The organism is Leptothrix sp. (in: b-proteobacteria), assembly GCF_965250675.1.
Classification (GTDB): domain Bacteria; phylum Pseudomonadota; class Gammaproteobacteria; order Burkholderiales; family Burkholderiaceae_C; genus Sphaerotilus.
Genome location: NZ_CBDFPH010000011.1, coordinates 449,014 through 461,349 on the forward strand (window position 1 = coordinate 449,014; position 12,336 = coordinate 461,349).

At 69.2% G+C, this 12,336-nt stretch carries 8 protein-coding genes and 1 pseudogene; 6 read left to right on the forward strand and 3 right to left on the reverse strand.

Translation table 11 applies throughout. The features are described from left to right. The first annotated feature begins 57 nt into the window (after positions 1–57). The 4 genes from prfB to AC5IG3_RS16645 all read left to right on the forward strand — a co-directional run bounded on the left by prfB (position 58) and on the right by AC5IG3_RS16645 (position 5,620). Positions 58–1,162 (forward strand): peptide chain release factor 2 gene (prfB, locus tag AC5IG3_RS16630; RefSeq protein WP_491907399.1). Its coding sequence is split into 2 segments (ribosomal slippage): positions 58–138 and positions 140–1,162, totalling 1,104 coding nucleotides; the frame shifts between segments, so codons are not numbered across the junction. Continuing rightward, positions 1,162–1,830, forward strand: coding sequence for an HAD family hydrolase (locus AC5IG3_RS16635; RefSeq protein ID WP_491907400.1), 669 nt, complete (start codon positions 1,162–1,164; stop codon positions 1,828–1,830). The genes prfB and AC5IG3_RS16635 overlap by 1 nt, the downstream gene beginning before the upstream one ends. A 27-nt stretch (positions 1,831–1,857) precedes the next feature. Then, positions 1,858–4,551: an aminopeptidase N gene (gene pepN / locus AC5IG3_RS16640; protein WP_491907401.1), complete on the forward strand. Its 2,694-nt coding sequence runs from the start codon at positions 1,858–1,860 to the stop codon at positions 4,549–4,551. A 46-nt stretch (positions 4,552–4,597) separates the two neighbouring features. Continuing rightward, complete coding sequence (locus AC5IG3_RS16645) at positions 4,598–5,620, forward strand: class 1 fructose-bisphosphatase (RefSeq protein WP_491907402.1); 1,023 nt, start codon at positions 4,598–4,600, stop codon at positions 5,618–5,620. A gap of 15 nt (positions 5,621–5,635) precedes the next feature. Here the strand turns inward: AC5IG3_RS16645 and AC5IG3_RS16650 are convergent, their stop codons facing one another. The 3 genes and pseudogenes from AC5IG3_RS16650 to AC5IG3_RS16660 all read right to left on the reverse strand — a co-directional run bounded on the left by AC5IG3_RS16650 (position 5,636) and on the right by AC5IG3_RS16660 (position 9,089). Continuing rightward, positions 5,636–6,514, reverse strand: coding sequence for a DMT family transporter (locus AC5IG3_RS16650; protein WP_491907403.1), 879 nt, complete (start codon positions 6,512–6,514; stop codon positions 5,636–5,638). A gap of 14 nt (positions 6,515–6,528) precedes the next feature. Next, positions 6,529–7,872 (reverse strand): annotated as a pseudogene (locus tag AC5IG3_RS16655) (MFS transporter); the annotation flags it as partial. Then, entirely contained in the window at positions 7,869–9,089 is a 1,221-nt protein-coding gene (locus tag AC5IG3_RS16660; protein ID WP_491907404.1) for a CaiB/BaiF CoA transferase family protein, read from the reverse strand. The gene AC5IG3_RS16660 and the pseudogene AC5IG3_RS16655, both read right to left, overlap by 4 nt. Positions 9,090–9,196: 107 nt before the next feature. On the opposite strand from AC5IG3_RS16660, the gene AC5IG3_RS16665 reads away from it, so the two are divergent. Further along, positions 9,197–9,919, forward strand: coding sequence for an ABC transporter ATP-binding protein (locus AC5IG3_RS16665; RefSeq protein WP_491907405.1), 723 nt, complete (start codon positions 9,197–9,199; stop codon positions 9,917–9,919). Between the two features lie 2 nt (positions 9,920–9,921). Then, positions 9,922–12,336, forward strand: a complete 2,415-nt coding sequence (locus AC5IG3_RS16670; RefSeq protein WP_491907406.1) for an ABC transporter permease — start codon at positions 9,922–9,924, stop codon at positions 12,334–12,336.

Sequence of the window (12,336 nt, forward strand, 5' to 3'; positions counted from 1 at the left end):
TCGGCGGGCCTGAATGTCGGGCCCGCGCACACGACAAACACCGAAAGATCGCCGTCCATGGACATCGAACGCATCAACGTCATCGGCACGACCCTGTCCGACCTCACACAGCGCACTGATGCGCTAAGGGGGTATCTTTGACTACGAGGACAAATCCAAGCGCCTCGAAGAAGTCAACGCCGCGCTAGAAAACCCGGCGGTCTGGAACGACCCCAAGCGCGCCCAGGAGCTGGGCAAGGAAAAGAAGTCGCTCGAAGACGTGGTCAGCACCATCGACCACCTCACCAGCCAGCTGGGTGACAACACCGAGCTGTACGAGATGACCAAGGCCGAGAGCGACTTCGACTCGCTCGAAGCCATCGAGGCCGAGACCGCCAGCCTGCGCGCCACCGTCGAGCAGCTCGAATTCCGCCGCATGTTCAACAAGCCGGCCGACCCGCTCAACTGCTTCATCGACATCCAGGCCGGCGCCGGGGGCACCGAAGCGTGCGACTGGGCCAGCATGCTGCTGCGCCAGTACCTGAAGTACTGCGAGCGCAAGGGCTTCACCGCCACGCTGGAAGACCAGACCGACGGCGACACCGCCGGCATCAAGAGCGCCACGATCAAGGTCGAGGGCGAGTACGCCTTCGGCCTGCTGCGCACCGAAACCGGCGTGCACCGCCTGGTGCGCAAGTCGCCGTTCGACTCGTCGGGCGGCCGGCACACCAGCTTCGCGTCGCTGTTCGTCTACCCCGAGGTCGATGACTCGATCGAGATCGACATCAACCCGTCGGATGTGCGCACCGACACCTTCCGCGCCTCGGGCGCGGGCGGCCAGCACATCAACAAGACCGACTCGGCGGTGCGCCTGACGCACATTCCGACCGGCATCGTCGTGCAATGCCAGGACGGCCGCAGCCAGCACAGCAACCGCGACGTGGCGTGGAAACGCCTGCGCTCACGCCTGTATGACTTCGAGCTGCGCAAGCGCCAGGAAGAGCAGCAGAAGCTCGAAGACACCAAGACCGACGTCGGCTGGGGCCACCAGATCCGCTCCTACGTGCTCGACAACAGCCGCATCAAGGACCTGCGCACCAACGTCGAAATCTCGGCCACGCAGAAGGTGCTCGACGGCGAACTCGACGCCTTCATCGAAGCCAGCCTGAAGGCGGGGCTGTGATGACCCGCGCGCTGGGTGCGGTGCTGTTCGATATGGACGGCACCTTGATCGACAGCATGCCGCTGCACGACCGCTCGTGGGGCCTGTGGCACGGCGAGGTCGGGCTGCCCTTTGATCAGGACAGCTTCTTCCGCGCCACCGCCGGGCGGACCAACCTCGAAATCCTGCGCGACCTGTTTCCGGCGCATGCCGAGGACGAACTGCACGCCCACGCCCAGCGCAAGGAAGCGCTCTACCGCGAGATCGCCGCACGCGAGCTGACGCTGATCGCCGGTGCCGCCGAGGTGCTGGCCGCCGCGCGGCAGGCCGGGCTGAAGGTGGCGATCTGCACGGCGGCACCGCCGGGCAACATCGCGATCGCCTTCGAGCGCTTCGGCTTCGCTGAGCTGGTCGACACCGTCACCAGCCCGGCGGACGGGCTGCGCGGCAAGCCGCACCCCGACATCTTTGCCGAGGCTGCACGGCGCCTGGGCGTGGCCGCCGAGCACTGCCTGGTGTTCGAGGACGCGCCGCTGGGCGTCGAGGCCGCGCGCCGCGCCGGCATGGCCGCGGTGGCGCTGACCACCACGCTGCCCGCCGCCGACTTTGCCGACTACCCGAACGTGATCGACACGCGGGCCGACTTCACGGGCTACCTGCTGCCCGTGACGCTGCCTGCGCCCCTGTGACACCCGAACCCGAGAAGAGAGACAGCCATGCGTGAAGGCAGCGTGACCCTGGTCCGTCGTGAGGACTACACCGCCCCGAGTCACTGGGTCCGCTCGGTCGATCTCAGCTTCGACCTGGAGCCGCACAAGACGCTGGTCATCAACCGCATGACGGTCGAGCCCAACGCCGACCGGCCGGGCGAGGCGCTGCGACTCGACGGCGAGGCCATCACGCTGACGCGCGTGCTGGTCAACGGCGAGAGTGTGTCGTTCCGCTTCGAGGCCGACCAGCTCGTGCTGGAGAACCTGCCGCACGAGCCCTTTGCGCTGGAGATCCGCAACACCTGCGCGCCGGAGAAGAACACCGAGCTGTCGGGCCTCTACACCTCGGGCGGCAGCTTCTTCACGCAGTGCGAGGCGCAGGGCTTCCGCCGCATCACCTACTTCCTGGACCGCCCCGACGTGATGGCGGTCTTCAAGGTCACGCTCAAGGCCGATGCCCAGCGCTACCCGGTGCTGCTGTCCAACGGCAACCTGGTCGAGCAGGGCGAGCTGCCCAAGGGCCGCCACTTCGCCACCTGGCACGACCCGCACCCGAAGCCGAGCTACCTGTTCGCGCTGGTGGCCGCCGACCTGGTCTGCCGCGAGCAGAAGATCCGAGCCCGCTCGGGCCGCGACCACCTGCTGCAGGTCTATGTGCGCGCCGGCGACCTGGACAAGACCGAGCACGCGATGAACTCGCTGATCGCCTCGGTCGCCTGGGACGAGGCGCGCTTCGGCCTGAGCCTCGACCTGGAGCGCTTCATGATCGTCGCGGTGAGCGACTTCAACATGGGCGCGATGGAGAACAAGGGCCTCAACATCTTCAACACCCGCTTCGTGCTGGCCAACCCGGCCACGGCGGCGGATGTGGACTTCGGCCGGATCGAATCGGTGGTCGGCCACGAGTATTTCCACAACTGGACCGGCAACCGCATCACCTGCCGCGACTGGTTCCAGCTGAGCCTGAAGGAAGGCCTGACGGTCTACCGCGACCAGGAGTTCAGCCAGGACATGGCCGGGCTGGCCAGCGCCCGCGCCGTCAAGCGCATCGAGGACGTGCGCAAGCTGCGCCAGATGCAGTTCCCCGAAGACGCCGGCCCGATGGCGCACCCGGTGCGCCCGGACCAGTACCAGGCGATCGACAACTTCTACACCACCACCATCTACGAAAAAGGCGCCGAAGTCGTGCGCATGATGGCCACGCTGGTGGGCCGCGCCGGCTTCCGCGCCGGCATGGACCTGTACTTCGCGCGCCACGACGGCCAGGCCGTCACCTGCGACGACTTCATCCAGGCCATTGCCGACGCCAACCCGGGCAGCGCGCTGACCACCCGGCTGGACCGTTTCAAGCGCTGGTACAGCCAGGCCGGCACGCCGCGCGTCAGCGCCAGTGGCCACTACGACACCCAGAGCGGCAGCTACACCCTCACGCTCAGCCAGCACACCGCCGCCACGCCGGGCCAGCCGGTCAAGCAGCCGTTCGTGATTCCGGTCGCCATCGGCCTGCTCGATTCCGACGGCCGCCCGCTGCTGCTGCAACTCAGCGGTGAAACCCAGTACAGCGGCACCGAGCGCGTGCTGGTGCTGGAAGAAACCCAGCAGACCTTCGTGCTGACCGGCCTGTTCGGCCTGAGCGCCGCGCCGGTGCCGTCGCTGCTGCGCGGCTTCTCGGCGCCGGTGGTGCTGGAGTGGCCCGCCAGCGAGACCGAGCTGCTCACGCTGCTCGGCCACGACACCGACGCCTTCAACCGCTGGGAGGCGGGCCAGCAGCTCGCCACCACCCGCCTGCTGCAGGCGGTGCGCAGCGGCCAGGCACTGCAGCTGGACGCGGCCTACATCGAGGCGCTGCGCGGCGTGCTCAACCACACCGGGCTGGACGCCGCCTTCAAGGACCTGGTGCTGACGCCGCCGAGCGAAGGCTTCCTGGCCGAGCAGCTGGCCGCGCTGGGCGTGGCTGTCGACCCGCAGGCCATCCACGCTGCGCGTGAGGCGCTCAAGGCCCAGCTGGCCCAGGCACTGCATGCCGACTGGGCCGCCGCCTGGGACGCGAACCAGGACACCGGCGGCTACACGCCCGACCCGGTCTCGGTGGGCCGGCGCGCGCTGGCCAATCTGGCGCTGACCATGCTGGTGCTGGACGCCCGCCGCAGCGGCGACACCGTCTGGCCCGGCCGCGCCTACCAGCGCGCCAAGGACGCAGGCAACATGACCGACCGCCAGGGCGCGCTGCAGGCCCTGCTGGGCGCGCAGCACGCGCTGGCGCTGCCGGCACTCGACCACTTCCACGCCCGTTTCAGCGGCGAGGCGCTGGTGATCGACAAGTGGTTCGCCATGCAGGCCACCGCGCCCGAGCACGACGGCCAGGTCTTCGCCCGCATCAAGGCGCTGGCGCTGCACCCGGACTACTCGCTCAAGAACCCCAACCGCGCCCGCAGCCTGCTGATGAACATGGCGCTGTTCAACCCGGCGGCCTTCCACCGCGCCGACGCCGCCGGCTACGTCTTCTGGGCCGACAAGGTGGTCGAGATCGACGCCTTCAACCCGCAGATTGCCGCCCGCCTGGCGCGCGCGCTCGACCGCTGGCGCACGCTGGCGGTGCCTTATCGTGATGCCGCGCAGACCGCCATCCAGCGTGTGGCCGCCCGGGTAGAGCTTTCGCCCGATGTGCGTGAAATCGTCACACGCGCGCTGGCCGAGTAAGCCCACACTGCGGGCCGCCCCCCATTCAATTCAAAGGAGTTCACCCATGACCAAACGAATCAGCCTGACGCAGTACCTGGTCGAGCAGCAACGCAAGCACGGCCACATTCCCGGCCAGCTGCGCCTGCTGATCGAGGTGGTCGCCCGCGCCTGCAAGCGCATCGCCATCAGCGTCAACAAGGGCGCACTCGGCGAGGTGCTGGGCACCGCGCACAGCGAGAACGTGCAGGGCGAGGTGCAGAAGAAGCTCGACATCATCTCCAACGAGGTGCTGATCGAGGCCAACGAATGGGGCGGCCACCTGGCGGCGATGGCGTCCGAGGAAATGGACAGCATCCACGTCGTGCCCAACCGCTACCCGCAGGGCGAGTACATGCTGCTGTTCGACCCGCTCGACGGCAGCTCGAACATCGACGTCAACGTCAGCATCGGCACCATCTTCAGCGTGCTGCGCAAGATCGGCCACAACCAGGGCGTGACGGAGGAAGACTTCCTGCAGCCGGGCAAGTTCCAGGCGGCAGCCGGCTACTGCGTCTACGGCCCGCAGACCACGCTGGTGCTGACGGTGGGCGACGGCGTGGCGATGTTCACCCTCGACCGCGAGACCGGCAGCTTCGTGCTGACCGAGGAAAACGTCCAGATCCCCGAGGACACCAAGGAATTCGCCATCAACATGTCGAACATGCGCCACTGGGACACGCCGGTGAAGCGCTACATCGACGAATGCCTGGCCGGCACCGAAGGTCCGCGCGGCAAGGACTTCAACATGCGCTGGATTGCCAGCATGGTGGCCGACGTGCACCGCATCCTGACCCGCGGCGGCGTCTTCCTCTACCCCTGGGACAAGCGTGAACCGGGCAAGCCGGGCAAGCTGCGCCTGATGTACGAGGCCAACCCGATGGCCTTCCTGGTCGAGCAGGCCGGCGGCATGGCCACCAACGGCCAGCAGCGCATCATGGACATGCAGCCCGAGAAACTGCACGAGCGCGTCAGCGTCGTGCTCGGCTCGAAGAACGAAGTGCAACGGGTGACGGACTATCACCTCGAAGCCCTGGTCCAGCAGGGCTGATCCGGGGTTGCGGCCTCAGGATTGAGGCCGCTCGGCCGCCATCCCCAGGCGGCTGGCCGCCACGCCGCACACCGCAATGACGCAGATGCCCGCCAGCGACCAGCCGTCGGGCTTCTGCCCCAGCATCAGCCAGCCGGCCAGCACCGCGAAGCCGATCTGGAAGTAGAGAAACGGCGCCAGCCGCGACAGCGGCACGCGGGAATGCGCCACGATGATCAGGCCGTGGCCCAGCGCGCACAGCACCGACAGGCCGGCCAACTGCAGCCACACGGCCGCCGGTAGCGCCTGCCACTGCCAGGGCAGCACGGTGCTGCACAGCAAGGCACCGATCAGGCCGGTCCAGAGGTTGGTGGCCGACGGGCTGTCCAGCGCGCCCAGCCGGTTGGAGACCACCTGGAACGCAGTGGCCGTCAGCATGGTGGCCAGCGGCAGCAGGGTGCTCCAGCCAAAAGCATCGGTGCCCGGACGCAGCACCAGCAGCGCGCCCGCAAAACCACCGGCAATCATGACCCAGCGCAACGGCGTGATGCGCTCGCCGTCGGCGAACACCGCCACCAGCGTCAGCGCGGCGGGCGTCAGCATGCAGATGGCGGTGAAATCGCCCACCGGCACGACCATCAGGCTCAGCACCGCCAGCACGTTCAGCAGCACCAGCAGCACGCCGCGCAGCAACTGCAGGCGCGGGTGGTGGCAATGCCACATGGCACGCAGGCCGCGCTGCGAGGCCTGCAGCGTCACCGCGCCGGCCAGCTGGGCCAGATAGCGCGTCCAGACGATCAGGCCCACTGGCACCAGGGCGCCCACCGCCTGCGTGCCGGCATCCAGAAAACCGAAACAGGCCAGGGCGGCAATCAGCAGGAGCAAGCCCTGGGTTTGTCGGGGAAGAGTGGGCATGGGACGACTTATTTCAACCAGAGAACAAAACGCCGGCCGTAATCCGGCACGGCAAGAAATACCGCGCCCGACACGGCGATATTCGCCAGGCCGGTCGCAAGAAACACACCTGGCACCGTGAGGCCGGCGCCGAGCAGCACACCCGCCAGCAGCGAGCTGGCGATCATGAACAGCGCGTTCAGGATGTTGTTGGCGGCAATCACGCGGGCGCGGTGACTCACCGGCGATCGCAGCTGCACCAGCGCGTACATCGGCACGCTGTAGAGGCCGACGCTGAGCGACAGCGCGAGCAGATCGAACATCACGCGCCAGTGCACCCCCTGGCCGAGGAAAGCGCCGGCGCTCTGCAATCCACCGGGGGCGGCGGGCGCCGGCAGGTGCTGCACGGCAAAGTAAAGGTCGATGGCGAAGGCGCTCATGCCGAGCGCGCCCAGCGGCACCAGGCCGATCTCGACCTGGCCGCGCGAGAGCCGGTTGCACAGCAGCGCACCCGCGCCCACCCCGACCGAGAACAGCACCAGCAGCAGCGAGGCGACCTGCTCGTCGCCGTGCAGCACGCCCTTGGCGAAGATCGGAAACTGGCTCAGGAACACCGCGCCAAAGAACCACATCCACGAAATGCCCAGCAGCGAACGCCACACCACCGGGTCCTGGTGGGCAATGCGCAGGTTGCGCGCGGTCTCGGTCAGCGGGTTGAAGTTGAGGCGCAGGCCGGGGTCCATCGCCGGCGTGGCCGGCACCTGCCGCGCGGTGAACCAGCCCAGCAGCGCCAGCGCCAGGGCGGCCACGGCGACCACCACCTCGCCAATGCCCGGCAGCGCGATCAGCAGGCCGCCGGCCAGGTTGCCGAGCAGGATCGCCACGAAAGTGCCCATCTCGACCAGGCCGTTGCCGGCGGTCAACTCGTGCTCGGCCAGTTGCTGCGGCAGGTAGGCGAACTTGACCGGGCCGAACAGCGTCGAGTGCAGGCCCATCAGGAAGACGCAGACCAGCAGCACGCCGGCCTTGGCGTTGGCCCAGTCCGGCGCCAGCAGCCAGGCCGCGCCAGCCAGCGCCATGATGGCGATTTCCAGCGCCTTGACCGCGCGCATGACGCGCGCCTTGTCGTACTTGTCGGCCAGCTGGCCGCTGGTGGCCGAGAACAGCACAAAAGGCAGGATGAACAGCGCGCCAATCACCAGCCCGGCCAGCTCGGCCGGCAGCCACGCCAGCTGCAGCTGGTAGGTGACCAGCACCGTGAGGGCGAACTTGAACAGGTTGTCGTTGGCCGCGCCCAGGAACTGGGTGCAGAAAAACGGCAGGAAGCGGCGCTGGCGCAGCAGCAAGAACTGGTTGATGGGGTGATTGATGTGACTCATGCGCCGTCCCGCCCGAGGATCTCGGCGTTGTGCTGTCCCAGCGTCGGCGCCGGGCTGTGGATGGCACCGGGCGTGGCGCTGAGCTTGGGCACGATGCCGGGCACGTCGAGCGTCAGCCCGTCGGCGGTGGTGAGGCGCTCGATCATCTGCCGCGCGCGGTAGTGCGGGTCGGCGGCAATGTCGCGCACGGTGTAGATGCGGCCCACCGGCACGCTCACCGCCTGCAGCGCGGCGATCACGGCATCGACCGGACGCTGCACCGTCCAGGCGGTGATGGCGGCGTCGATCTCGTCCACGCGTGCCACGCGCAGGCTGTTGGTGCTCAGGCCGGCGTCGGCAGCCAGGTCATCGCGCCCCATGGCCTGCATCAGGCGCTTGAAGATGCTGTCGCCGTTGCCACCGATCACCACCTGGCCATCGGCGCAGCGGTAGGCGTTGCTGGGCGCGATGCCAGGCAAGGCAGAACCCGCCGGCTCGCGCACCGCGCCGAAGGCGCTGTACTCGGGCAGCAGGCTTTCCATGCAGTTGAAGACCGCCTCGTACAAGGCCACGTCGACCACCTGACCGCGGCCTTGGGGCGCCTCCGGGCTGATGCTGCTGCGCCGCGCCTGCAGCGCCAGCAGCACGCCGATCACGCCGTGCAGCGCCGCCAGCGTGTCGCCCAGGCTCACGCCGGCGCGCACCGGCGTGCGGCCGGGCTCGCCCATCAGGTGGCGCATGCCGCCCATGGCCTCGGCCACCACGGCGAAGCCGGGCAGATCGCGGTACGGCCCGCTCTGGCCGTAGCCGCTGATGCGTAGCATGATCAACCCCGGGTTGGCGCGGCTGAGTTCGTCGTAGCCCATGCCCCACTTCTCCAGCGTGCCGGGCTTGAAGTTCTCGATCAGCACGTCGCACTCGGCCGCCAGCGCGCGCACATCGGCGCGGCCGGCCTCGCTGCGCAGGTCGAGCGTGATGCTCTTCTTGTTGCGGCTCTGCACCTGCCACCAGACGCTGGTGCCTTCGTGCAGAAGACGCCACTGGCGCAGCGGATCGCCGCCGCCGTGGCCATCGGCATCCGGCGGCGGCTCGACCTTGACGACCTCGGCACCGAAATCCGCCAGCGTCTTGCCGGCAAACGGCCCGGCGATCAGTTGACCGAGTTCCAGCACCTTGAGCCCGGCCAGCGGGCCGGGCGTGGCGGTGGGTCCGGACAGAGGGAAGTGAGGAGCGTTCATGGCAGCGGCAAGCTCGCAAAGCGGTTGAATGGCCGCGATGCTAGCGCCCTGCCTTCGGGTTGATACCCATCAACCCGAAGGCAGGGCCACTCCAGACAATCGAGCGCGTGTCTACCGCTGCCGGCGCCCCGCCCATCTTCAGTGCCCACGCCCTGTGCAAGACCTACCTCAGCGGCGAGGTCGAGGTGCGGGCGCTGCGCGATGTGGACCTGGAGATCGCGCGCGGCGAGTTCATCGTGCTGCTGGGCCCGTCGGGCAGCGGCAAGTCGACGCTGCTCAACATCCTGGGCGGGCTGGACGTGCCCACGTCCGGCGAGGTGCACTTTGCCGACCACGACCTGAGCCGCGCCAGCGAGGCCGAGCTGACCGCCTACCGGCGCGACCATGTCGGCTTCGTCTTCCAGTTCTACAACCTGATCCCGAGCCTGACGGTGCGCGAGAACATCGCGCTGGTGACCGACATCGTCGCCGACCCGATGCCGATCGACGACGCCATCGCGCTGGTCGGCCTGACGCCGCGCCGCCACCACTTCCCGGCCCAGCTGTCGGGCGGCGAGCAGCAGCGCGTGGCGGTGGCGCGCGCCATCGTCAAGCGCCCCGAGGTGCTGCTGTGCGACGAGCCCACCGGCGCGCTCGACTACCCGACCGGCCGGCTGGTGCTGGAGGTGATCGAGCGCATCAACCGCGAGCTGGGCACCACCGCCGTGGTCATCACGCACAACGCCGCGATTGCCGGCATGGCCGACCGGGTGATCCACCTGGGCGACGGGCGCGTGCAGCGCGTGCGGGTGAATGAGCACAAGCTGACGCCGGCTGAATTGAGCTGGTGACCATGAAGGCCCTGGACCGCAAGCTGCTGCGCGACCTGCGCCTGATGTGGAGCCAGGCGCTGACGATTGCGCTGGTGGTGGCCAGCGGCATCGGTGGCTTCATCACCAGCCTGTCGGCGGTCGATTCGCTCGCGCTGGCGCGCGACCGCTTCTACGCGCAGGGCCACTTTGCCGATGTGTTCGGCAGCGTCAAGCGCGCGCCGCTGGCGCTGGCCGACACGCTGCACGCGCTGCCGGGCGTGGCGGACGCGCAGACCACGCTGGAGGCGGTGGTGCGGGTCGAGATCGCGGGCGTGGCCGACCCGATCGTCGGCCAGCTGATCGGGCTGGAGGGGCGGGAGGACACTTCCGCCAACACATTCGCCGGTGCGCTGAAGGGCGGGCGCATCAACAGCGTCAGCCTCGCCAGCGGACGCTGGCCGGCGCCGGCCGCGCTGGGCGGGCTGCGCGGCGACGGCAGCATCGAGGCGCTGGCCTCGGTCGGCTTCGCGCAGGCGCGCGGCCTGAAGCCCGGTGACAAGCTCGGCGCGCTCATCAACGGCCGCCAGCGCACGCTGGTGATCGTGGGCACCGCGCTGTCGCCCGAATACATCTTCGCCGGGCTGTGGGGCATGCCGGACCTGCGCGGCTTCGGCATCTTCTGGGTGCCGCGCGAGGCGCTGGCTGCCGCCTACGACATGCAGGGCGCGTTCAACCGCGTCGCGGTCAAGCTGGCACCGCAGGCGAGCGAGCCGGCGGTGATCGCCGCGCTGACGCGCGTGCTGGCGCCTTACGGCGGCGCCGCACCCTACGGCCGCGCCGACCAGATCTCGCACGCCATGCTCGACAACGAGATCAAGGAGCAGCGCGTGCTCGGCACCGTGCTGCCGGCCATCTTCCTGGGCGTGGCGGCGTTTCTGCTCAATGTGGTGGTGTCGCGGCTGGTGGCGACGCAGCGCGAGCAGATCGCCGCGCTCAAGGCGCTCGGCTACGCCAACCGGGCGATCGCGCTGCACTACCTCAAGCTGGTGCTGCTGATCGTCGCGCTCGGGCTGGCGCTGGGCGTGGCGCTGGGTGACCAGCTCGGGGCGATGTTCACGGGGCTGTACGCCGAGTTCTTCCACTTCCCGAGCTTCGAGCACCGCATGGCGCCGCAGCTGCTGTTCATCAGCGCCGGCATCACAGTGGGCACGGCGGTGCTGGGCACGCTCAACGCCATCGTCGCCACGGTGCGGCTGGCCCCGGCCGAGGCCATGCGCCCGCCTGCGCCGGGGCGCTACCGGCGCACGCTGCTCGAACGCCTGGGCATCCGCGGCCTGAGCCCGGCGCTGCGCATGGTGCTGCGCAACATGGAGCGCCGGCCGTGGCGCACGGGGCTGTCGATCGGTGGCGTGGCGGCGGCGGTGGCCATCGTCATCATGGGCAACTTCTTTCGCGATGCGATCGACAGCATCGTCGACAGCCAGTTCACGCTGGCCATGCGCGGCGACGTCGCCGTCTGGCTGGTCGAGCCTGGCCTGGCCAGCGCCAGCCACGCGCTGGCGCGGCTGCCGGGCGTGACGCAGGTGGAGGCCAACCGCTTCGTGGCCGTCACGCTGCGCCACGGCCACCGCAGCGAGCGCAGCCTGATCCGCAGCTACCCGGCGCAGCCCGAGCTGTACCGGCTGATCGACGTGGCCCACCAACAGACGCTGCTGCCCGAATCGGGCCTGGTGCTGACCGACCGGCTGGCCGACAAGCTCGGGCTGCGGCTGGGCGACGCGGTGCAGGTCGAGGTCATGGAAGGCCGCCCGCGCACGCTGACCCTGCCGCTGCAGGCCACCGTGCGCGAGATGATGGGCCTCAACGCCTACATGGAGCGCCGCGCCCTCAACCGCGCGCTGGGCGAAGGCGACATCGCCACCGGCTTCATGCTGGGGCTGGAGCGCGGTGGCGAGCCCGCGCTGCTGGCCGCCACCAAGGCGCTGCCGCGCGTGGCCGGCGCCTTCAGCAAGGCGACCATGCTGGGCAATATGCAGGCCATCAGCGCGCGCAACGTGCGCATCATGAGCACCATCCTGACCAGCTTCGCGGCGGTGATCGCCATCGGCGTGGTCTACAACAACGCGCGCATCGCGCTGGCCGAGCGCGGCTGGGAACTCGCCAGCCTGCGCGTGCTGGGCTTCACGCGCGGCGAGGTCTCGGCCCTGCTGCTGGGCGAGCTGGCGCTGGCCATTGCCGTGGCGCTGCCGCTGGGCATGGTGCTGGGCTGGGCGCTGGTGCACCTGATTGCGCAGCTGCTCAAGTCCGACCAGTTCTTCTTTCCGGTCGTGATCCAGCCGCGCACCTACGCCTGGGCCGCGCTGTGCGTGCTGGCCGCCGGCGTGGCCAGTGCGCTGGTGGTGCGCCGCCGCATCGACCGGCTCGACCTGGTGGCCGTGCTCAAGACGAGGGAGTGA

What these genes read in the sequence shown, in the direction of transcription:
- AC5IG3_RS16660 (WP_491907404.1), bottom strand. Translation starts at nt 9,089, where the DNA reads ATGAACGCTCCTCACTTCCCTCTGTCCGGACCCACCGCCACGCCCGGC.
- AC5IG3_RS16650 (WP_491907403.1), bottom strand. Translation starts at nt 6,514, where the DNA reads ATGCCCACTCTTCCCCGACAAACCCAGGGCTTGCTCCTGCTGATTGCC.
- AC5IG3_RS16645 (WP_491907402.1), top strand. Translation starts at nt 4,598, where the DNA reads ATGACCAAACGAATCAGCCTGACGCAGTACCTGGTCGAGCAGCAACGC.
- AC5IG3_RS16670 (WP_491907406.1), top strand. Translation starts at nt 9,922, where the DNA reads ATGAAGGCCCTGGACCGCAAGCTGCTGCGCGACCTGCGCCTGATGTGG.
- AC5IG3_RS16635 (WP_491907400.1), top strand. Translation starts at nt 1,162, where the DNA reads ATGACCCGCGCGCTGGGTGCGGTGCTGTTCGATATGGACGGCACCTTG.
- pepN (WP_491907401.1), top strand. Translation starts at nt 1,858, where the DNA reads ATGCGTGAAGGCAGCGTGACCCTGGTCCGTCGTGAGGACTACACCGCC.